The sequence below is a fragment of the Pseudomonas sp. QS1027 genome, from assembly GCF_002814235.1.
GTDB lineage: Bacteria > Pseudomonadota > Gammaproteobacteria > Pseudomonadales > Pseudomonadaceae > Aquipseudomonas.
This window is the reverse complement of record NZ_PHSU01000023.1, coordinates 37,104-58,625: the sequence shown is the minus strand read 5'-3', so window position 1 is coordinate 58,625 and position 21,522 is coordinate 37,104. Positions and strand designations below refer to the sequence as shown.

General features: G+C 56.8%; 17 protein-coding genes and 4 pseudogenes. 13 read left to right on the top strand and 8 right to left on the bottom strand.

Translation table 11 applies throughout. The annotated features are described in order from the left end of the window. Positions 1 to 117: 117 nt before the first annotated feature. Positions 118 to 882: a helix-turn-helix domain-containing protein gene (locus CWE01_RS21015; RefSeq protein ID WP_100942463.1), complete on the bottom strand. Its 765-nt coding sequence runs from the start codon at positions 880 to 882 to the stop codon at positions 118 to 120. A gap of 139 nt (positions 883 to 1,021) precedes the next feature. On the opposite strand from CWE01_RS21015, the gene CWE01_RS21010 reads away from it, so the two are divergent. The 4 genes and pseudogenes from CWE01_RS21010 to CWE01_RS20995 all read left to right on the top strand — a co-directional run bounded on the left by CWE01_RS21010 (position 1,022) and on the right by CWE01_RS20995 (position 5,371). Further along, a complete protein-coding gene (locus CWE01_RS21010; protein WP_100942462.1) occupies positions 1,022 to 3,160 on the top strand; it encodes a TonB-dependent siderophore receptor in 2,139 nt (712 codons plus the stop codon). Positions 3,161 to 3,317: 157 nt separating this feature from the next. Further along, on the top strand, positions 3,318 to 3,749 hold the full coding sequence (locus tag CWE01_RS21005; RefSeq protein ID WP_100942461.1) for an organic hydroperoxide resistance protein: 432 nt from the start codon (positions 3,318 to 3,320) through the stop codon (positions 3,747 to 3,749). A gap of 3 nt (positions 3,750 to 3,752) precedes the next feature. Next, positions 3,753 to 4,394 (top strand): annotated as a pseudogene (locus CWE01_RS21000) (thioredoxin family protein); the annotation flags it as partial. 77 nt (positions 4,395 to 4,471) lie between these two features. After that, positions 4,472 to 5,371 (top strand): LysR family transcriptional regulator, encoded by a 900-nt coding sequence (locus CWE01_RS20995; protein ID WP_100942459.1) that lies wholly within the window; start codon positions 4,472 to 4,474, stop codon positions 5,369 to 5,371. A gap of 1,354 nt (positions 5,372 to 6,725) precedes the next feature. On the opposite strand, the gene CWE01_RS33945 is transcribed toward CWE01_RS20995, so the two are convergent. Then, positions 6,726 to 7,085: a hypothetical protein gene (locus tag CWE01_RS33945; protein WP_100942457.1), complete on the bottom strand. Its 360-nt coding sequence runs from the start codon at positions 7,083 to 7,085 to the stop codon at positions 6,726 to 6,728. A gap of 117 nt (positions 7,086 to 7,202) precedes the next feature. On the opposite strand from CWE01_RS33945, the gene CWE01_RS20980 reads away from it, so the two are divergent. Genes CWE01_RS20980 through CWE01_RS20970 form a run of 3 tightly spaced genes read left to right on the top strand, consistent with a single transcriptional unit; the run spans position 7,203 to position 10,587 of the window. Further along, positions 7,203 to 8,768, top strand: coding sequence for a recombinase family protein (locus tag CWE01_RS20980; RefSeq protein WP_100942456.1), 1,566 nt, complete (start codon positions 7,203 to 7,205; stop codon positions 8,766 to 8,768). Next, a complete protein-coding gene (locus CWE01_RS20975) occupies positions 8,765 to 9,679 on the top strand; it encodes a plasmid partitioning protein RepB C-terminal domain-containing protein (protein ID WP_100942455.1) in 915 nt (304 codons plus the stop codon). The genes CWE01_RS20980 and CWE01_RS20975 overlap by 4 nt, the downstream gene beginning before the upstream one ends. 2 nt (positions 9,680 to 9,681) lie before the next feature. Next, the gene (locus tag CWE01_RS20970; RefSeq protein WP_100942454.1) at positions 9,682 to 10,587 is read left to right on the top strand and encodes a plasmid partitioning protein RepB C-terminal domain-containing protein; all 906 of its coding nucleotides are present in this window, start codon (positions 9,682 to 9,684) and stop codon (positions 10,585 to 10,587) included. 95 nt (positions 10,588 to 10,682) lie between these two features. Here CWE01_RS20970 and CWE01_RS20965 read toward each other — a convergent pair whose 3' ends face one another. Beyond that, complete coding sequence (locus tag CWE01_RS20965; protein WP_100942453.1) at positions 10,683 to 10,976, bottom strand: hypothetical protein; 294 nt, start codon at positions 10,974 to 10,976, stop codon at positions 10,683 to 10,685. A 185-nt stretch (positions 10,977 to 11,161) separates the two neighbouring features. Here CWE01_RS20965 and CWE01_RS33605 point away from each other — a divergent pair. Next, a pseudogene (locus CWE01_RS33605) lies at positions 11,162 to 11,278 on the top strand (transposase domain-containing protein); the annotation flags it as partial. A gap of 51 nt (positions 11,279 to 11,329) precedes the next feature. Here the strand turns inward: CWE01_RS33605 and CWE01_RS20960 are convergent. Together CWE01_RS20960 and CWE01_RS20955 are read right to left on the bottom strand one after the other, a co-directional pair. After that, positions 11,330 to 12,322, bottom strand: coding sequence for an amidohydrolase family protein (locus CWE01_RS20960; protein ID WP_100942452.1), 993 nt, complete (start codon positions 12,320 to 12,322; stop codon positions 11,330 to 11,332). A 70-nt stretch (positions 12,323 to 12,392) separates the two neighbouring features. Continuing rightward, the gene (locus CWE01_RS20955; protein ID WP_100942451.1) at positions 12,393 to 13,109 is read right to left on the bottom strand and encodes an SDR family oxidoreductase; all 717 of its coding nucleotides are present in this window, start codon (positions 13,107 to 13,109) and stop codon (positions 12,393 to 12,395) included. 133 nt (positions 13,110 to 13,242) lie between these two features. On the opposite strand from CWE01_RS20955, the gene CWE01_RS20950 reads away from it, so the two are divergent. Further along, positions 13,243 to 14,187, top strand: a complete 945-nt coding sequence (locus tag CWE01_RS20950; protein ID WP_100942450.1) for a LysR family transcriptional regulator — start codon at positions 13,243 to 13,245, stop codon at positions 14,185 to 14,187. 207 nt (positions 14,188 to 14,394) lie between these two features. On the opposite strand, the pseudogene CWE01_RS20945 reads toward CWE01_RS20950, so the two are convergent. Next, positions 14,395 to 15,768, bottom strand: a pseudogene (locus tag CWE01_RS20945) (transposase). Positions 15,769 to 15,938: 170 nt separating this feature from the next. Between CWE01_RS20945 and CWE01_RS20940 the strand changes: the two are divergent. Then, positions 15,939 to 16,124, top strand: a pseudogene (locus CWE01_RS20940) (DUF4113 domain-containing protein); the annotation flags it as partial. A gap of 232 nt (positions 16,125 to 16,356) precedes the next feature. Further along, on the top strand, positions 16,357 to 16,641 hold the full coding sequence (locus CWE01_RS33335) for a hypothetical protein (protein ID WP_157815251.1): 285 nt from the start codon (positions 16,357 to 16,359) through the stop codon (positions 16,639 to 16,641). Between the two features lie 501 nt (positions 16,642 to 17,142). On the opposite strand, the gene CWE01_RS20930 is transcribed toward CWE01_RS33335, so the two are convergent. Together CWE01_RS20930 and CWE01_RS20925 are read right to left on the bottom strand one after the other, a co-directional pair. After that, a complete protein-coding gene (locus CWE01_RS20930; RefSeq protein WP_100942448.1) occupies positions 17,143 to 18,540 on the bottom strand; it encodes an amino acid permease in 1,398 nt (465 codons plus the stop codon). A gap of 281 nt (positions 18,541 to 18,821) precedes the next feature. Further along, positions 18,822 to 19,727, bottom strand: a complete 906-nt coding sequence (locus CWE01_RS20925; RefSeq protein ID WP_100942447.1) for a LysR family transcriptional regulator — start codon at positions 19,725 to 19,727, stop codon at positions 18,822 to 18,824. A gap of 105 nt (positions 19,728 to 19,832) precedes the next feature. Between CWE01_RS20925 and epsC the strand changes: the two genes are divergently transcribed. Further along, positions 19,833 to 20,594: a serine O-acetyltransferase EpsC gene (gene epsC, locus CWE01_RS20920; protein ID WP_100942446.1), complete on the top strand. Its 762-nt coding sequence runs from the start codon at positions 19,833 to 19,835 to the stop codon at positions 20,592 to 20,594. A gap of 24 nt (positions 20,595 to 20,618) precedes the next feature. Continuing rightward, a complete protein-coding gene (locus tag CWE01_RS20915) occupies positions 20,619 to 21,509 on the top strand; it encodes a VOC family protein (RefSeq protein WP_100942445.1) in 891 nt (296 codons plus the stop codon). Positions 21,510 to 21,522: the final 13 nt, after the last annotated feature.

Sequence of the window (21,522 nt, the reverse complement as noted above, 5' to 3'; positions counted from 1 at the left end):
GGATGACTGGACTTGGGCTGAATTCTGCGGGTGGTGGGGGGAGGGTTCAAACGAATTAAGGTCCAGGGATCATTCCAAAAAGGACTGACCTGGGCTCAAACGGCCGGCGCAGTGCACTTAACCCTTCACATAACGGCTCGGGACTTCCCCCAGTACCCGCTTGAACATGGCGCCGAAGGCATTGCCATTGGCGTAACCCAGCTCGCGGGCGATCTGCCCCAGCGGATGGCCCTGGGCCAACTGACACACCGCTTCGGCAATGCGCAGTTGCTGGCGCCACTGGTTGAAGCTCAAGCCGGTTTCATCACGAAAGCGTCGGCGCAAGGTGCGCACACTGGCACCGATGCGTTCGCTCCAGTCCTCGAGGGTGGCGGGGTTGGCCGGGTTGTCGAGCAGCAACTCACAGACCTTGAGCAGGCGTTTGTCGCGAGGCAGCGGCAGGCTGCAACCTTCGGTGGGCGGGGCCAGGGTCAGGCGTTGCAGCAGCAGGGGCGTGACCAGCGCGGTATCGGCCTCGGGCTCGAGCAGCACCAGGATCAGTTCGCGCAGCAACGGCTCGACCTTGATCAGGCGGCAGCTCAGCCAACTGGCGGGCAGTTGGTCACTCTCGACATACAAGGCGCGCATGGCGACAGCGCCGACCATATGCAATTCGTGATCGACCCCCGGCGCAATCCAGAAACCGTAGCCAGGCGGGACGGTCCAGGCCCCCAGGCGGGTGAGGACGCGGATAACCCCGGCGGTCGCGTGCACCAGCTGCCCGTATTCATGGCTGTGCCAGATCTCCCGCGCGCCGTGCACATAGTCATAGGCCCTGGCCTGCAGCGGCTCGGTGAAACGACCGTGCTGCGCGGCAAAGCGTTTGCGCCAGATATTGTCCATTACCAATGGATTTCCTGAAAAATGGCTTGAACGGCCACTAGTTGACCCCTTTGCACAGAAGAATGACCGACTGGCGAATGAGATTCAATATTAAATAAGACGCATTATCAAAAGTAATGCTTCTGCAAAGGAATCAGTCATGCCGCTCGCTTTGTCTTCGTCCGGGTTCTGCCTCTCTGGATTGGCCTCGGTCCTGCTGCTGTTGAATACCCCGGCCTGGGCCGCCGAGGGGCCGCTGACCCTGGGCACCACGGCGGTCACCGCCAGCGAAGATGAACCGGCGGACGGCCCGGTGCAGGGTTATGTGGCGCGCAAGACCGTGGTCGGGACCAAGACCGCGGCCACCTTGCTGGAAACCCCGCAGTCGATCTCGGTGGTGACCCGCCAGCAGATGGATGACCAGGCCGCGCAGACCCTCGACCAGGCCCTGCGCTACACCCCGGGGGTGTATTCCCAGGACAACGACCTGCGCTTCGATCAGCTGTCGATTCGTGGGTTCGATGCCGATTCCTATCTGGACGGGCTCAAGCTCAACCGCACCACCTGGTTCGCCAACCCACGCATCGACCCCTGGTTCCTCGAGCGCGTCGATGTCCTGCGCGGACCGGCTTCGGTGCTCTACGGGCAAAGCGGGCCGGGCGGGCTGGTGGACATGCAGAGCAAGCAGCCGACCGACACGCCGTTGCACGTGATCCAGGTCGGGGTCGGCAATGACGATCGTTACCAGGCCGGCTTCGATTTCGGCGGGCCGCTGGATGACCAGGGCAAGTTCAGCTATCGCCTGACGGGCCTGGGGCGGATGGCCGATACCCAGACCGATCATATCCAGGAGCAACGTTTTGCCATTGCCCCGGCGGTGAGCTGGCAGATCGACGACGACACCCGCCTGACGGTCCTGGCCAACTATCAATACGACCCGCAAGGCGGTCTGTTCAACCCGGTGCCGGTGTACGGCAGCGTGTTGCGCAATCCCAACGGCAACCTGCACCCGAACGACTACCTGGGCGACCCGGATCGCGACCGCTTCAAGCGCACCCAGTTTTCCCTCGGCTACCAGTTCAGCCACCGCTTCAACGACACCTGGACCTTCCGCCAGAACACCCGCTATCTGCATGACGATGTCGACTACTACCAGACCTCGCTGACCGGTCCCCTGGATGCCGATCTGCAGACCGCGCCGTTGTGGGCCAACGTCAACGACGAGCACCTGGGCCAGTTCGCCATGGATAACCAGTTGCAGGCCGATTTCGCCACGGGGGCGATCAAGCACTCGGTGCTGATGGGCGCCGACCTCCAGCGCCTGCAGCAGCAGATCAACCGCGGCGGCCAGTATTTCCCGAACGCGATCAATATCTACAACCCGAATTTCAGTGCCTTGCCGACGGTGCCGGTGACCACCTCGCAATACACCACCCAGAGCCAGTTCGGCGCCTATGTGCAGGATCAGCTCAGCCTCGACCACTGGCGCTGGCTGATCGGCGCCCGCCAGGACTGGGCGAGCACCTATGACAACCAGGACGCCAAGCTGACCGGGGCGAACCTGAGCAACACGCGCCAGCGCGACAGCAAGCTCACCTGGCGCTCGGGCCTGAGCTATGTCTTCGACAATGGCCTGGCACCCTATGCCAGCTACAGCGAGTCGTTCCAGCCGCAGGTCGGCACGGATCGCGAGGGCAAGACCTTTGTGCCGACCACCGGCAAGCAGTATGAAGTCGGTATCAAGTACCAGCCGGTCGGGTCGCGCAGCCTCTACAGCGCGGCGGTGTTCGACCTGCGCCAGCAGAACGTCCTGACCACCGATGACGTGGACCCGAACTACGAGACCCAGAAAGGTGAAATCCGCTCCCGCGGCCTCGAGCTGGAAGCCCATGGCGAACTGACCGACAACCTCAGCCTGATCGGTTTCTACACCTGGATGGACCAGCGCATCGTGCATTCCAACGACGGCGACCAGGGTGAGCACCCCACCGGCATTCCTGGCGAAAGCGCGTCGTTGTGGGCCGACTACACCTTCCATGACGGGGCCCTCAAGGGGATCGGCTTCGGGGGCGGCGCGCGTTACTTCGGAGCGAGCTACGGCAGTTCCGACAACCAGCTGAAGGTCCCGGCGCGCACCTTGTTCGATGCTTCGGCGCACTACGACGTCGAACATTGGCGCCTGGCCCTGAATGCCAGCAACCTGTTCAACAAGGAATACCTGGCCTATTGCAGCAACGGTTTCCTCTGCTACTGGGGCGCGACCCGTACGCTACAGGCCAGCGCGACCTATAAGTGGTAAGCCTGGCGGGACGCCGAGGGGAGCGGTTTGTATCGCACTGTGTAGGGACCGCCCCTGGAAACACTGGCTTAACGTCGAGGGCAATCGGGACACAGAGGCGATACAGGCTGGCGTTTAACTACGTCCAGTCGATTCCCTCAACACCCAGGAGCAGCCCATGTCCCTCGAAAGCGTTTTTTATGCAGGCCAGACTTCCGTGACCGGCGGCCGTGAAGGTCGCGCCCTCTCTACCGATGGCGCGCTGGATCTGCCGTTGTCCACGCCCCGCGAGTTGGGTGGTGCCGGCGGCCCCGGGACCAACCCCGAGCAACTGTTCGCCGCCGGCCACTCGGCCTGCTTCCTGGGGGCCATGAAGCTGGCGGCGGCCCAGGACAAGGGGGTCTTGCCGGCCACCACCCGGGTCACCAGCAAGGTCGGCCTGGGCAAGGACGCCGCCGGCAACTATGGCCTTGAGGTCGAGTTGCGTATCGCCATCCCGGGTTTCTCCCGCGAGCAGGTACAGAGCCTGGTGGATCGCGCCCACCAGACGTGCCCGTACTCACGGGCCATTCGCGGCAATGTCGATGTCACGCTGATCGTCGAGGATTGACGGATGGCCGGGTGGCGACGCGTGGCGGGTGCTACCGCCGTATTGGCGGCGGTGCTGATTGCCGGGGGTATCAGCTGCACTTCCCCGGCAGGCGGCCAGATCCAGCAAGGGGTTCTGCGAACGGTCTCGGTGGTGACCGACTACATCGTTGCCAGGGTCAGCGCGCAATCCGCCAGCGAGCGCCCGATGCCGTCCCTCGCCGGGGCGGTCGAATGGCTCAATTCCGAACCCCTGAGCCGCGAGTCACTGCGCGGCAAGGTGGTGCTGGTGGACTTCTGGACTTACGAGTGCATCAACTGCCTGCACACGCTGCCTTATGTGAATCAATGGGCGAAAAAGTATGCCAAGGACGGGCTGGTGGTGATCGGGGTGCACACCCCCGAATATGCCGAGGAAAAAATCCCGGCCAATGTCCGCCAGCAGGTCAGGCGACTCGGCATCGGCTACCCGGTGGCCGTCGACAGCGACTACAGGATCTGGCACGCCTTCGATAATCAGTTCTGGCCGGCGCATTACCTGATCGACGCCAAGGGCCAGGTGCGCTACAGCCATTTTGGCGAAGGCGCTTATGCCGAGCAGGAAAGGCTGATCCAGGCCTTGCTGGAGGAGGCGAAGGGGACTGAACCGGTCGGCAACCCGGGTTGAACGGCTGAGGCAGGTCGCGACGCCTTGGGGCTGATGTATTAATCTGGCTGCCTTCATTGGCAAGCAGTACAAACCGGATGAATATCAACAGTACCGATCTCAACCTGCTCAAGGTCTTCGAAGCCCTGCATGACGAAGGCAGCGCCAGTCGCGCGGCGTTGCAGCTCGGGCTGACCCAGTCCGCGGTCAGCGCCGCCTTGAACCGCCTGCGCGCGATGTACGGCGATCAGCTCTTTGTCCGCACCGGCCGGGGCTTGTCGCCGACCCTGATCGCCAACCAGCTCAAGCCGGTGATCTCCGATGCCTTGAACAAATGTCGCCAGAGCTTTTCCCTGGTCCAGCCGTCCCTGGCCGGTTATGAAGGGCGCTCGGTGACCATCGGCCTGTCCGACGACTTTGAAATTGCCCTCGGTCGCCAGTTGATCGAAACCGTGGCGCAACGGGCGAAAAACCTGCGGCTGATTTTTCGCCAGACCCACAGCCAGATCGCGGTCGATGCCCTGATGGAGCGCCAGTTCGATCTGACCATCACCGCCGGCGGCATCCCCAATCGGCTGCTGGGTCGGCATCTGCTCGGGGAGGGCGGTTATGCCTGCCTGGTGGATCGCGCCAGCCTGGGGGACAGGACCGCCCTCGATCTGCAGGACTATGTGACCCGCGAGCACATCCTGATCTCCTCGGGAGGTTTTATCGGTATCGTCGACGAGGGGCTGGCGGCCAGGGGCTTGAGCCGCAAGGTCGTCACCGCCACCACGCATTTCGCGGCCTTGCCCTTCCTGCTGAAGGGCTCGTCGGCGGTGGCGACCTTGCCCACCCATGCCGCCCGGGCAATCGCCGGGTTATGCGATATCCAGATGCTCCCCTGTCCCATCGACCTGCCGCACTATCCCATCGAGCTGGGCTGGCGCACCCATGCGCAGACGGATGGCGCGGTGCTGCTGGTCAAGCAGGCGATTATCGACAGCTTCGCTCTTTGACGTGTACGGGCGCGTCGGTGTAACCAGGGGACAGTGTAGGTTCACAAAATAGATGATTCGGAAGCCCCAGCAAACACAGGCGAAAAATCATTTTTTTTGTGAGGCCGCCGGTTGGGACTCACAAAAAAGATGAGAAAAGCCTACTGGATTCACAGAATAGATGCATCACCCTCACCAGCAGCGCTCCGGGCCCCTCCGTTCATCAACGAGGATTGTGCATATAAAGGAAGGGATCGTAAAATCCGGCAGTGGAGCGCGCATGCCGGTGATGCCGTAAAGGTGAGTGCCCATGCCGCCAAGCTTTCGAGCTTGGTTCCGCCAAAACCTTTGGTGGCGGAATAGGGTCGCTAAGACCCAAGAGGCCCGGCCTATTCCTGAGTTTTGGGCTTTCACAAAGCCCAAACTTTAAACCCTTCTTTTATATAGATCCCATCGGCCTGAGGCGGCACCTATTGTTGCCACCGACGCGGAATTGACCCAGTTGCCGGGTCAGTGGAATTTCGGTAACGGGGTCAATTCCGCGCTGATGACAACACCTGCCAGCTTGGCCGATGAATTCGCTGTCAGGGCCAGCTCTGAACGGGGGCAGAGGAATGATCGGGGGTGAATCTAGGTGATCCAAGAGGTGACAGCATGATTGACCTAGTGATAATGGATTGACTACTATTCATCTGCGCCTAGGCGTGAATCACAGGGTGGTTACAGGGATCTTCGGATCGCACCCCGCTTCTGATGAAAGTCAGATGGCCCAGTGCCAAGTAACAGCGTCCTGCCCCGTCGAACGCATGCAATCGACGGCTGAGAATCCTGCCTAGAGCGGGATTCGCCGTTTCTGGCCCTTCACTTTTGCGGCTTCGGCCGATTCCGTACTTCCTTGGGGCATTGGCCCTTGGGCTTTCTTTGCGTATCTAACAGCATCGGCATCCCGGATTCCTGATTACGCGGCTCAATGGCTGGCCCATCGGTTTCCCCTGTCAACGCTTCACCCTGCACCTCACGGTGCAACATGCATGACTCGGGGTCTGGTTGATTCGCCATTTCTTACCAGTATCGAACTTTCATCGACTATCCTCCGCCAGCTTTAACTGGCGCACTAAGCGTCCGGCCAACTCACCTTGCGTAAATCCAGCCCTATGGCAGACACCGCCCGCGTTAATGATCTTTGTCGAAACGGGCTTACCTGAAAGGAGGCTGCTGAGTCAGCTTGAGCAACGCTAATACTCTTTGAGCGGTCTCATCTGCGATATCGGGAACGACGACTGAAATACCCAAATAGTGCTCAAGGTTCAGGGTAATGACGTGCTCGGAGAACTTAGATGAGCCGGCCTCCATCAGAGTTCAGAACAGTATCACTTCAATCCGGCTCCGCTCCGCTCGCCACGGACAAACAACAGTCAATGGCATCCACCGCTCGCATCAAATCCGTCCTCAATGATGGAAGCGTCGCGCGCATTACAACGCTGTTGCGCTCGGCCATCTCGAGGAAGCTTGCCAAGACGGCGTCGGAGTGTTGAATAAGACGAGCCAAATGTTCTCCACGAGGGCCACAGGTCCCTTTTAACCAGTTCTTGGCAGTCCGTTCGTTTGCATTTGTCCACCTCATCAGCGTCTTCACGGCTTGGTGCGTCGAGCCCAATTCACCTCGTAACGCCATGGCCAACCCCGATGCGTACTCCTGTCTGTTCGGAAAAGTATTGCCCTTTTTAGGAAACATTTTTCCCCCTTTGATCCTCTATCGTTGGTAAGACACACCGCTCGCTTGAGTAGCCAGCAGAATGGGTACGCCCCAACGGCGCACATCCAGTGTGGATGCACGCAGGGGCTATTGCGTATGCGCAGTCGTAGAAGTGCTCAATCAGAAGACACTCGCCAAGACCCATATTTGGCAGCTGCCTACGTCCGGATGTCCACAGAGCATCAGCAGTACTCGACTGAAAACCAGCTCGACACAATCAAGCTCTACGCGGCGGCGCACTCCCTCGAAATCGTCAAAATTTATACGGACGCCGGTAAAAGTGGTCTTCGCTTGGAAGGGCGTGATGCTTTGATTCAACTGTTCACCGACGTTGAGGGTGGCCAAGTCCGTTTCTCCACCATTCTCGTATACGACGTCAGCCGCTGGGGCCGATTCCAAGATCCTGATTTGGCCGCCAGCTTCGAGGTACGGTGCCGGCAGGCAGGTGTTTCAGTTCACTATTGCGCAGAGCAATTTGCGAATGATGGCTCTCCACTTTCGAACGTCGTCAAGAATCTGAAACGAATGATGGCCGGTGAATACAGCCGTGAATTATCGGTGAAAGTCTTTGCAGGGCAGGCACGTCTGATCCAAATGGGCTACCGACAAGGGGGGATGGCAGGCTATGGGCTTAGACGGCAACTCGTGGATGCATCCGGCGCCCCAAAAGCTGAACTGGTCTTAGGTCAACACAAGAGTATCCAGACCGACCGTATCAAGCTGATTCCTGGGCCGCTGGAGGAGGTCGCGACGGTCCAATGGATCTATGAGCAATTTGTTGAGGCGGGCTACACCGAAAATGAGATTGCCGAGCAGTTAAATAATCGCGGGCTCCAAAGCGACTTGGCCAGGCCATGGACCAAGGGTGCAGTCCACCAGGTGCTGACCAATGAAAAATACATAGGAAATAATGTCTGGAACCGCTCATCTTTCAAGCTCAAAGATGAACACGTGCGTAACCCTCCGGACCAATGGATTCGGGCAGACGGTGCATTTCCGGCTTTAGTCGACCCGGTACTGTTCGCCGCAGCCAGGGAGATCATCCAATCACGCAGCTATCGCATGCCCGATGCCGAAATGCTGGAGAGACTCAAAAAGCTCTATGAGAAAGCGGGCTATCTGTCTGGCCTGATCATCAATGAATCTGACAGTTGTCCCTCCAGTACAGCCTATCAGTATCGATTCGGCAGCCTCCTGCGTACGTACTCACTGATCGGCTACACGCCTGTACGCGATTACGACTACGTCGCGGCCAACCACCAACTTCGGATGATGCATCCGCTTCTGCTGGCCAGGACCGTGGAAAATATTCAGCAAGTCGGTGGCAGAGTGGCTATTGACCCTATCAGCGACCTGCTGCAAGTGAACGAAGAATTGTTGATTTCCCTGGTCCTTTGCCGCTGCCAGGCCAGAGGCTCAGGGGGCGCTCGCTGGAAAATACGCTTCGATCTTGGCTTGTCACCGGATATCACCGTCGCCGTACGGATGGAGCCCGGCGAAGAGATCGCCCGCGATTACTACATCCTGCCGACACTTGATATTCAACAGCCCAACATCCGTCTGAGTGAGTCCAACGCATCCAATTTGGAAATCTATCGCTACGACAGCCTCGAAGCACTCGCGCAACTTTCTCGTCGCACTGTCGTTGGGAGAGCCGCATGAATATGCCGCAACACCCTCGAAGCCCGCACCATGTCGGGGAAGCCACTACGATCCAAATGGTGAGCCTGGATCGTATCCGCGTCCTCAATCCCCGAGCCCGCAATAAACAGGTGTTCGCCAAGCTGGTCGAGAACATTTCGAACTTGGGTTTAAAGCGACCGATTACGGTCACTCCCAGCAGTGACCAGGAGAGCAAAGGCTCATTCGAATTGGTCTGCGGGCAAGGCCGATACGAAGCCTTTTGTGCGCTCGGTGAACGAGAAATACCGTGTGTAGTCGTCAGTGCCAGTGAAGCCGACCGGTTTCTCATCAGCCTGGTAGAAAACCTTGCCCGCCGTAAACACTCAAACAAGGACTTGCTCTACTCCATTCAAATTCTGTCCGAGCGCGGCTACACAACCAAACAGATCAGCATCAAAACCAGCCTGGATCCCACCTACATCAACGCCATCCTCGTGCTGTTACGTCAAGGAGAGGAACGGCTCATCGCCGCTGTCGAGAAGGGCTGGTTACCCATTACCGTCGCAACCGAGGTGGCTAGATCCAGTGATACCGAAGTGCAAGTGGCCATGGTGAAGGCCTACGAGACAGGTGTCTTAAAAGGCGAGCAATTGATTAAAGTCAGACGCTTGATCGATAGACGCCGGGCCTTGGGAAAACACTACGGTCAACGGCGATTAGCCGCCGAACATCTCACGACGCCTCAAAAGCTCCTCAGTGCCTACCAGACCGAGGTCAGACGCCAGCGAGTCATGATTAAAAAATCAGACATCAATGAGCAACGTCTACTGATCATGGTAACCGCCATGCGTCGACTGCTGGCCGACGACTACTTCTGTACGCTGCTTCGCAGCGAAAAAATCCAGGACATGCCTAAGTCGTTGGCAGACCGTATCCAAGGCGAGGGGTGATCATGGGCCAGGTTAAACAAGCTTTTGAGCGGCAGATCATCCCGGTTCCACTCGACCGAATTCTGCCCACCCGAACCCTGGATAAGGATATCGAGCAGAGCAAAAAATACGCCACGATCCTGACATCCATTCGGGAACTGGGTGTCATTGAGCCGCTCGCGGTCCATCGACAACAAACCAATGTGGAGGGTGCAGCAGCATTCGTGTTGCTCGACGGCCATCTTCGCTTACACGCACTTAAAGCACTGGGTGCCAGTGAGGCGCTCTGCCTGCTATCGACCGATGACGAAGGGTTCACCTACAACCGGCAGATCAACCGCCTGACGCCCGTGCAAGAGCACAAGATGATTCTCACCGCCATCCATAAGGGCATTTCTCCTACCCTGATTGCGAAGGTATTGGGTATCAATGTGGAGCGCATCCATGAGCGGCAACACTTACTCGATGGCATAGCGCCCGAAGTAGTGGAAATGCTCAAAGTCAAAATGGTCAGCCAAGACGTGTTCCGAACGTTAAGAAAAATGAAACCCATGCGCCAGATTGAAGCGGTGGAGCTGATGGTTTCCGCCAACTGCTTTACCCAGACCTATGCAAGCATGGTGCTCGCCGCTACGCGTCCGGAAATGTTGATCGAAAAAAAATCCAAGCTCTCCGTCGAGGTCAGCGTCGAAGAAATTGCAAGGATGGAACGCGAGATGGAGAAGCTGTATCACGATTACAAAGTCGTTGAAGACACGCTGGGGGAGACGATGCTGATCCTGGTAGTCGCGAAGGGTTATCTCGCCCGACTGCTACGTAATGAAACCATATCGGGCTACTTAACCCGCTGCCACGGCGAACTCCTGGATGAGCTGACCGCGATCATGGAGGCGGTCAGCTCCGACGCGAGGAAACCTGAACGGGAGTAACCTATTTAGGAGGGTATCGAATCGTTTTTACTGACTCTCAGGTTGTTCCTCCCGAGACGAACATGACCAGTCCAACCTGTAAGCCCTAAATACGCTTAGGTCAAGCCGGCCAATCGTTGAAGTCTTTCAACATCTGCTTCGGGTTCGCCATTGTTTATGGCAGCGGCAAGACGCATGACCACTTGTTCACGGCGAACGTGCATGGGAGGCAACGCATAAATAGCGCCTATCAATTCACGTAGAACCATTGGCAGACCCCAGCATGCTTTCAAGCGAACGGCAAAAGGCGCTGCAAAATCGCGCACTGCGTGCAAGAGCGTTTCTTCGTCCACGCTATTGCCCTGGTTCTCCCATTTCTGAGTTTGGAACAGCACGCAGAGTTCGCCCATGCGGTGCAACAGGGTGGCACTTTGCAGCGGAGCGGGATCCAGACCACATTGTTGAGCTAGAAGAACTGCACCTCACGATGCAACATGCATGACTCGGGGTCAGATCAAAATACGCGGACACCATCGCCCTTAATGCTGGAGTTCGGTAGGTGACTTGGCCGGACGGTTACGTTTGATCTACTCATGCGCGCATGAACGGGCATGATCCGTATGCTTGTCAGAAGGACGTGCTGACTCGTTTTCCCACACAGCAGGCCAGTGAAATCGGGCAACGGCTACCAGCGATGGGGTGGCCTGATTAACCACTCTACATCCTCTGGGTCGCTGTGCCCTTCAGCAAAATCAACAGCAACTCAATCATTGCTGTCTGGGGTACTGCCAGTGAGTCTTGTCCAATTGCCATGAGCAAATTTTGCCTGGGCGCTGTCAGTGAGTCCGCAATTTTCCAGGAAACGTCTGGCATCGCCGCCAGGGCGGTACTGATATGGAAAGTCTGTTGAAAACAACAAACGATCCTCTCCAACAACCTCGCGGGCCCGCGCCAAGTAATTCGGAAGAAACATGCCACTGGCGGTCAGGTATAAATTTCTTCGCAAGTAAGTGGACATCGAATGAGCCAATCCACTAACGCCATCCATAGCCGCCAGTCGCTCTGCATAGAACACCACCAACTCACCCCAGTGCCCCAGAATCACCTGAAGGTCAGGTAACCGATCAAATAAACCAGAGAGAACAAGCCTGATAAATTGTATCCCTGCATCATAGTGCCAACCCAGCCCATAAGTCGCAAAGGCGGCATTGACTCGAGGTTCGAACCCCGAATAGTAAGCATCTCTGACGGCCACTGCCGGGACACGAGGGTGAAGCAGGATCGGCACCCTCAGCGTATGCGCGCATTCAAAGATAGGCATAAGATCTGGATGGTCAAGGTTGCGAGTCCCAACCCTACCGCACAGCATCGTACCCTTGAAACCCAGCGTCCTGACACACCGATCCAACTCCTGCGCCGCTTCCTCCGGCATAGCGACAGGGAGGGTCGCTAATGCTTGAAACCGCGTGGGATGTCGTGCGACGGTTTCGGCCAATAGATCATTTGCGCGTCGTGCAATCGCGACGCTGTCAGCGCCGAAATCATGTAGCCCAGGCGTAGTCAGCGACAAAACTTGAACGTCCAGGCCGGTTTCGTCCATCAGCACGAGGCGCTTTTCAGCTAAATCCAAGAGGCGGCCCTCGATTGCCCCTGAATGAAACGCCACGCTCGGATCGAGGGCCTCCAGCTGGAGTGAATTCCAGGCATCGCGTATTTCGACAGTCAGGAAGTGCTCTTCTATTCCAATCAGCTTCATTGAATATCTCGCTTGGCACTCATGCGTTTGCGCTGCTTAAGGCGCGAGTGCGAGGCGCTGTGATAAGTGATCACCATGGGACGGTTTTACCTTCACGGTCGATATACCGCAGACCTTGCTTGCCTTGCTGTGAGAGCAGTGTGCTGACGATTTTCGGGACGGTTTCCTCCAGGCCGAATGGCGCGTTTGGCCCTCCGAGTGCTGTACGGATCCAGCCTGGCGCCAATAACACCAAGGCTCGAGGGTCTTCGGCGTGCCGTGCAGCATAACTGCGCACATACATGTTCAGTGCTGCCTTGCTCCCGCGATAAACCTCGTGGCCTCCTTTCTCGTTATTACTCACGCTACCTTGTCCCGACGACATGACGCCGATCAGCCCGCTTGCAGCTACCAAAGATTGCAGGCCTTCGATCACACGCATTGGACTCAGCGCATTGGTAATCATGACGCGAACAAAATCGTCCGTTGCCACTTCTGCAATCGTTTCATCCTGGTTGTGATTGGCAGTGCCCGCATTGACGAAGAGCATATCGAAGCTTCTTGTGGCAAGACGTCCCCTTAGCGCTTCGATTTCGTCGGGTTGGGTGATGTCCAGAGACTCGATCTCGACACGGCCTTTGTGTTCAGCAGCCAAGTCATGCAACTGCGTTTCGGCAGTACCTCGGGTCGTCCCGACGACGTTCCAGCCTCTCTTCAGGAACTCGGCAGCCATGGCATGGCCAATGCCGCGTGATGCGCCGATGATGAGGAGTGTACGAGGCGGGGTGGTAAATTCATTTGTGGACATGATTCATGTCTCCAGTATTCGTTGCGTTCACCTTGACTATAGGAGGGAGATACAAAAAGCGGTAGACGCAAGAAAATCACAATATAGTTGCATCTAACGCCTCATCTGACATGCCTATCAAAGCGGGACTTCCATGAGCGACACTGATCTGAATCTTCTGCTGGCCCTTGATATGTTGCTTGCCGAATGCAGCGTAACCCTTGCTGCACAACGGTTGAATCTCAGTACCTCGGCCATGAGTCGCACGCTTACGCGCTTACGTGCGGTAACCGGCGACCCTCTACTCGTGCGTGCCGGACGAGGATTGGTTCCTACGCCTCGCGCCATAGAAATGCGTGATCGGGTTCACGAGTTGACCCGTGATGCCAGGGCCATTCTGCGACCGCAGGTCAGTGACGTTGACATGGCATCGGTCGAGGGTACGTTCACCATTCGTGCCAGCCAGTCATTCATGGAATGGCTTTCTGGCCCGGTGGTGAAGGCCGTTCTTGAAGTGGCTCCACGCATCTGTCTACGTTTCGAGGCGAAACCCAACAAAGACGCGCAACCGCTTCGTGACGGTTCAGTCGACTTGGAGATCGGTCGGATCGGAACTTCCGCCCCCGAGATTCGCACCCGAGCCCTTTTCCAAGATCACTATGTCGGCGTGGCGCGGATCGGGCATCCGATTCTGGAAAACAAGCAGGTCACCCTTGAGCAGTTTGCCGCTTGCAATCACGTCGTCGCGTTGCAGGAAGGGAGCGCGATCAGGTCGCTCACTGGCGCACTGGAGCGCATCGATTTGAAGCGAAACGTCACGGTCGTGGTACCCGGATATCCAGACGCGATGAGGATTGCACGCCAATCAGAGCTGATCGCTATCGTGCCTGGATCCTGCCTGGCTGATCCTGCTTCAGCGAATGGCTGTTCGACCCTGGGCAACTTCAATCTTCCGTCGCCTGTTGCGACCTTCAAGATATCGGCACTTTGGCATCCCCGCATGGACGCTGACCCTGTCCACCGCAGGCTAAGGGATATCATCATTTCGACGTGCCATGCGGTGTATTCACATGGGCCTCTATCAAAGCCTGAATACTGAGTTTAGTGCAGGCCCCTGACGGAGCGGGGCGAATGGCCGCTGAGGGTCGATTCTGTTGAAAAAGTCGGATTTTCAGCTCGCCTGAACTCAGGCACGCCAACCACCGGAGAACCGACTCACCACATTGAGTGGTTTCTCGGCTCTTCGTTGACCTTTGCTGCTCTGTTATCGGGTTAGTTTGAGGTTTTTTGCTGAGTGCAGGCGCACCTATCCCGTAGCAGGTGGCCCTTGAGATGTAAATTTAGCCAGCCGTCTCAGGTTCTGCACCGCAGCGGCCAGCGTGAATTCATCCGTCGCGCCACTCATGCCACGTAGTCGCAAGCGATCCAATTTCAGGATGCGCTTGAGGTGGGCAAACAACATTTCGACCTTTTTACGTTCGTGGCGAGAGCGCACGTACGCAGGTGTCGTTGAGATTCGCCGAGCCACATCGCGCGCGGCTTCATGAACGCTGCGGGCGATCTTGCGGAACGCAGTGTTCGGGCAGCACTTGGCTTTCATCGGACAGGCAACACAGTCGGTCTACCTGGATCGGAAGATGATGGTGTTGGCTTTGGTGACGTGCGAACGCTCGTTCTTGAAGGCTCGCCATTCGCTACGTAATGCATTGCCAGCCGGGCAGCAGTATTCCTCAGTCTCTTCATTCCAGCGGAAATCGTTGCTCGAAAAACTGTCGTTCTTGCGTTCGGTTTTGTCCCACACCGGCACATGTGGCTCGATGTTCTTTTCCTCCACCATCCAGGCCAGCATCGGTGCGGTACCATAAGCGGTGTCGCCAATCAGCCGTTCCGGCTTGATGTCGAACTGCGCTTCGACCCGATCGATCATCGTCTTGGTGCTCTCGACTTCTGCGGTTCGATGAGCCGGTGTGGGTTCCACATCCATGATCACGCCGTGCTCGGTATCGATCAGATAATTCGTGGAGTAAGCGTAGAACGCTGGGCCACCTGGAGCTGCGGTCCAGCGGGCTTGAGGATCAGTCAGCGATAGGCGCTTCGGTAGCGTTTCGGCCAGAGCCTCTTCATCGAGGGCTTCAAGGTACTCGCGCACAGCGCGAGTGCTCAGGCCTGGATCGCTCCAGTTGACCTGTTCATCACCCGGTACACCGCGCTGCCGGCTGGCATCCGCCTTGATGATGCTGGCGTCCACGGCAAAGCCTTCGCCCTTGACCAGGCCGGCGTCCATGCAGCGACGCAGCACTTCATTGAACAACCAGCGAAACAGCTCGCTGTCCCGGAAACGTCCGTGTCTATTCTTGGAAAAGGTTGAGTGATTAGGGACTTCATCTTCAAGACTCAACCGGCAGAACCAACGATACGCCAGGTTCAAATGGGCCTCTTCGCACAACCGCCGCTCTGAGCGAATGCCGTAGCAATAACCCACGATCAGCATGCGAGTCATCAGTTCGGGATCAATCGACGGACGCCCAATCGGGCTTTAAAAGTCGGCGAGGTAATGGCGCAAGTCGCTCAGATCGAGGCACTGATCAATGCTGCGCAGAAGGTGATTGGCTGGGATGTGATCTTCAAGGTTGAACGAGTAAAACAGCCGCTCCTGCCCACTCGATAACTGTCCCATCATGCTGCGTGCTTCCCTGCTGGCCAATGCAGAGATTTTGCCGCAGGCCAGACAGGGGAGCTACTTTTTCAACAGAATCGGTCGATTGCTGCCCGTCATTCACATCTGGTACAGGGTAAGGATGTCCAGTCAGCGCCTCAAGCACAGTGCTCATGCTTTACAGATACGGTATATCAAGCGGGCGAGTGATGAATGTTTTGGATGAGATAAATGCCAAGTGGGGGCGAGGTACATTGCGGGCTGCCAGCGTCCCTGTATCACCTGAATGGGGTATGAGGAGAGAGCTTAAGAGCCCTAGTTATACAACCAGGTTGGATGAGCTTTGGACTGTTGGATCGGGCTCATCTTGGTCACGCTAGCTTTCCTCGCCACAAAATTCGCGTATTTGCCATGGACACCACGTGATCCATTTCGGTGAAAAATTCGTGTGGTCTATGGACATCGGACACCTGATCTAAACCCTGACAAATATGCATTCAAACCGATGTCCATGGGTTGACATCTTTCCTTTACATCGATGAAGCACCACATGGAATGGATGACGTGGGGACGCGTTTCGCGCATGACAATGCTATCCCCGGAACCCGAGCGTTGAATAACAATCTGGCGCTTCTGGTGAGGGTTCGTTACAAGGACAAGTTCCAAGACCTGCACGAACGCTTCTTCGATGTAACCTTCGAGCAGAAAGAGATTGATGATGATCTGGGGCAAGCGCTCTTCGCTAACCGTGAAAAGCTACTTGAGGCAGGCTTTGTGGTTGATGTGCGAGGGATTACGGTGTCACGACTGGCAGAGGTCTGGTCAAGTCTTCGCCACCTTGAGACTACGCAGCAGGCTCTCTGGCAACGCTTGGAAAGGCTTCGCTGGGAGGCCTGAGTTCAACTTTACAAGCCACGCCCGCGAGAATAATTGCACAGGGGATCTCACTCGGTTGCTCATGCGCATGAGCAAGCCGCGTTTCGACATCAACTGCGAAGCGAATACTCGCAGTTGATCGGGGAGCATTTGGTCGAGGTTGGGTGAGGAAGTCATGCCTTGGATTTTACCAAAGCAGATTGCTTACGACAGAAGTGAGGGAGAGTGTGGCGTCAGCGCACACCTGCCGTATTACGGTCTCCAGTTGGCGCAGTACCAGGCTGCATTGAGTGGTACCTCAATGTTGATAGCTGTTTTGTAAAAAAAGCTTCCAGATTGCTCTGGAAGCAAACAGCTGAACCCGCAAACGAGGGTGACCAAACCGCACGAGTGGCGACGGCTTTTTGCGTATCGCCAGATTCATGCATGCGAGTTCAAACTGAGGGGAACGCACGGTTCAAGTTATTTCTGGATATCACTTGGAGGCACCTCCAAAAAATTAGTCCGGGAGCAGGTAATAGATCAGTCAATGGAGGGGTAACTTACGGAGTTGACCAATACACCTTTTTTCTTTCGATACACGGTCCAGTAAACACCGGTTAAGTAAATGAGCCACAAGGCCCCGGCGATGACTCCTAATCGGGTATCTTCCATGTAAGCCATGATGCCTAGCACGAACAGCATAAAGGCCAGCGCTGCATAACTTGTGAGCGGCCAACCTGGCATTCTGAAATCGCAGGTATCGACCTCGATTTGGATGAGTCCTCGTCGGAAGCGGATTTGCGCGAGCAGAATCAGAATCCAGGTCGTGATGTTGCCAGTGGCAGCGACCGCGGTCAGCCAGATAAATACCTTGGCTGGCGCCATGTAGTTGAGCAGTACGCCGATAAACAACATGACCAACGTCAGCATCAACGCGCGGCGAGGTACACCGTGCACCGTGGTTTTGCCGAAAAACCGGGGTGCCTGCTGCTGATCCGTCAGATTCATCAGCATGCGACCCGTGCTGTAGATGCCTCCGTTACAGGACGACAGCGCTGCGGTGATTACCACGAAATTGATCAGGCCTGCGGCTGATTTGATCCCGAGTGCTTCGAAAGTACTGACGAAGGGGCTGCCTTGACCTTCGGCATTCCAAGGGTAAATCGACAGAATGACAAAGATCGCGCCGACGTAGAACAGCAGGATTCTCCAGGGCACTGAGCGAATGGCTTGAGGAATCGTGGTTTTTGGATGCTTGGCTTCTCCTGCTGTCAGGCCGATGATTTCGATGCCCCCATAGGCAAACGTCACCATTTGAAATGCCATCATTACGCCGAACACGCCGTGTGGCATGAAACCACCGTGGCTCCATAGGTTGGATATGCCCATGGGGTGACCGTTGTTGCCGATACCAAAGATGATCAGGCCAAGCCCAGTGATGATTAGCCCTAGAATGGTCACGACCTTAATCAAGGAGAACCAGAATTCGAACTCTCCAAACACCTTCACTGAGAGCAGGTTGATCGCGACCATCAGCATTAATGAGGTCATGGCCCATATCCACGGCGCAACGCTTGGGAACCAGACGCCCATGTAGATGGCAACGGCCGTGACCTCTGCCAGGCACGTGACGATCCACAGGAACCAATAGTTCCAACCACTGACAAATCCGGCCATGGGGCCCAGATAGTCATGGGCATACCGGCTGAAAGAACCTGCGACGGGATTGTGGACGCACATTTCACCCAGCGCCCGCATCACCACGTAGATGAATAAACCGGCAATCAAATATGCCAGCATCACCGCAGGTCCGGCCAGTTTTATGGCCGCCGAAGAGCCCAGAAACAGGCCGACACCGATGCAGGTTCCCAGGCCAATGAGGCGTATGTGACGCTCCTTGAGATCCCGGTGAAGCCCGTTTTTTCTTAACTCATCCATTTCCAACCCCTGTTATTTGATTTGTAGGCCGGTTGTCCGGGAAGCCACTGAGGGGGGGTCTACTTTTTATGTTTGAAGCGCGGTTTCCTGGCTTGTCGAATGACCGCGCCAGTTGCCGTTCAGTGGCCATTGGTCCCGGAGAAGTTGGGTCGCAGTATGGGAGCTTGAGAAAAGGCGGAACAATGATGCCAAGTTCGTTTTATGTTGCGATGATCGCAACACTTAGGCGTTCCGGGCCGTAGCACGGGCGATGGGGCCGTGTTCAAGCATTGGGTATCGCATCATTCTCTGAAGGCGCTCATGTCCTGGAGCAGCATGCTCATCAGGCGATTGGCCCCGACACTGAGCTGTCGGCCCAGCCGCGTAATCAGCTGGGCCTCAGGGCTACTGAAAACCTCGTGATGCAAAGGCAATGCAAGCAGTTGCCCATTTTTCAACTCTTCCTCCACCACAAAGGCGGGCAGGAGCGTGACGCCTCCCTGCATCGCATAGCGCTTGAGCATTGATAAGTTGTTGCAGGTGAGTGTCGGCACCAGGTCGATGCCGAGCTGTTGCTCTGCCAAGGTCAGAATTTGCCGGATGCCGAAGGAAACGCCCGGCAGTGCAAGGCGATGGCGATCCAGACCTCTCAGGGTGATAGGGCCTTTCTCCTCCGCCAATGGATGGTCTTGTGTAACGATCACCCGTACCGGTTGCCGCCGCCTGACATGAGCGCGAATCTTCGGATCGCCAGCAGGGTTGAATACCAGGCCGATATGCGAGTCGTCCTCCACCACCTGCCTGATGACGTCGTTGCTTCCGCCAATATTTACCTGCAAGTCAACCTTGGGGTAGAGGGTGGAGAAACGAGTCAGCGATGCCGTCAGGCCCTCAATGAATCCTTCACCTACCGAAAGAACAACCGAGCCGCTTTGAAGGCCACGCAGCGACTGCAGTGAATCAAGGAGCACTTCCTGCTGTGCCATTCGCTGGCGGTAATACTCCAGTACCCGCTCACCGGCCTCCGTCGGTTTCACACCCCGGCGGTGCCTCTCCATAAGTGGGGCATTGAGCTCCTGCTCCAACTGTGCGACATGTCGGCTCACCGCCGAAGGGGCGACGTCGAGCGAATCGGCGGCCGCTCGGACACTGCCAAGGCGCACGGCCTCGAAGAAATAGAGGATGCGTCGGTCTTGTACCAGGCTCATAAGCTTCCTGTGTTGCGATAATCGCAACGAAATTTAGATTTTTGGATTATTGATGCTCTGCTATCACGGTGTCCATACTCGTGTCATCAGGAACAGGAGCTCACAATGAATTCTCTATGGCTGAGGTTATGCGACCAAGCCCGGCAACTTGGCGCACGCAACCCGGTGCTTGGCACTTATGCGGACATCCATGTGCTGTCGCATAAATCGTTTGAGGCCGCCCTGGCGGCCAACCTCGCTCACGCCCTTGCGGACAAGGGCGGACCCAACCTGGCGCAATGGTTCGGCTCTTTGATTCAAGCCTCTGAGTCGATTGCCCAGAGCGCTGCGGCGGACATTGAGTACCTGGTGAAGGTCAACCCGGCATGTCCCGATCACCTCACGGCGTTTTTGACGTTTCGTGGCATCCAGGCGGTGCAGGCTTATCGCATTGCCCATGCGTTGTGGAACGAGGGCGACATTCAAAGCGCCGTTCTCTTGCAGAACTGGGCGGCCAATACCTGGAGCATCGATATTCATCCCGCAGCAAAGCTGGGCAAGTCACTGTTCGTGGATCATGGCATTGGCCTGGTGATTGGCGAGACTGCCGTGGTCGAGGATGAAGTCAGCTTATGGCATGGGGTCACGCTGGGTAGCACGCTCAATGAAGTCGGTGATCGCCATCCAAAAATCAGGCGTGGTGCACTCATTTGTGCCGGAGCGAGTGTGCTCGGAAACATCGAAGTAGGGGAGCGTGCCATCGTTGCTGCCAACTCTGTCGTTCTCAAGTCGGTCGTTTCCGGGACCGTAGTTGCAGGGACACCCGCTAAACAGGTCGGTATGGCTCCATCCACGCTTGCCACCCTGTCCTCGAAAACCAACGGCTGACTCATCAACACTGGAGTTATTTTTATGACCGCTGTCGCGCAATTTCCTCAAGGTATCGACCACCCACTGGTCACTGTACGTGACCACGCCGTGGCACTGGAGCAGTATCGCAAGATGGGGTTTTCACCCTCTCCGGTCAGCTACCACCCCTGGGGCAGCGTGACCTCCCTGATGATGTTTCCCAGCAACTTCATCGAGCTCATCGGCGTCGATGACCCTTCGAAGTTCGGCACAAACTCAGTCAATGGATTTTGCTTTGGTCGCCAACTGGGTCAGTTCCTTGACCGCGGAGAGGAAGGCGTATCGCTGGTTGCCCTGCACAGCAAAAATGCTGATGACGACCATGCCCGTTTAGTTGAGTCCGGCTTGGCGAGTCAGGGTCGAATCGACTTCCGCCGTCGGATGATGTTGCCGGATGGGCGCCACGATGAGGCTGTGGTTTCCCTGGCTCTGTTCATTGATCCAGCGCTTCCGGATGCCTCCAATTTCATCTGTCACCAGCACCGTCCCGAACTGATCTGGGTCAAGGGATGGCAGCACCATCCTAACGGCGCAAACGGCATTTTGGCGGTCACCTACCTGGCTGACCCCGCCGCCATGGAAGCCCGCTGGAGGGCTATTTATGGCGATGCCGTGCGCTATGAAGGCGACGTGCTTGAAGCCGACACCCGATGCGGTGTGCTCCGGGCAATGGATGCAGCGACTGCGGCCGGGGAATACCCCGGTATTGAGTTGCCGCAGATAGTCGAAGAGCGACCTCACGCGATTGCCATCAAGCTCAATACCACGAGCCTCTGCGATGTTCGTTCAATCCTGGCACACAACGCCGTACCTCATGTCCAGGTCCCAGGGCGGGTGATGGTCGCACCCCGAGCTGCGGGCAACGTCATCCTTGAATTTGTTCAAACTATCTAAGCGAGACTCAGCA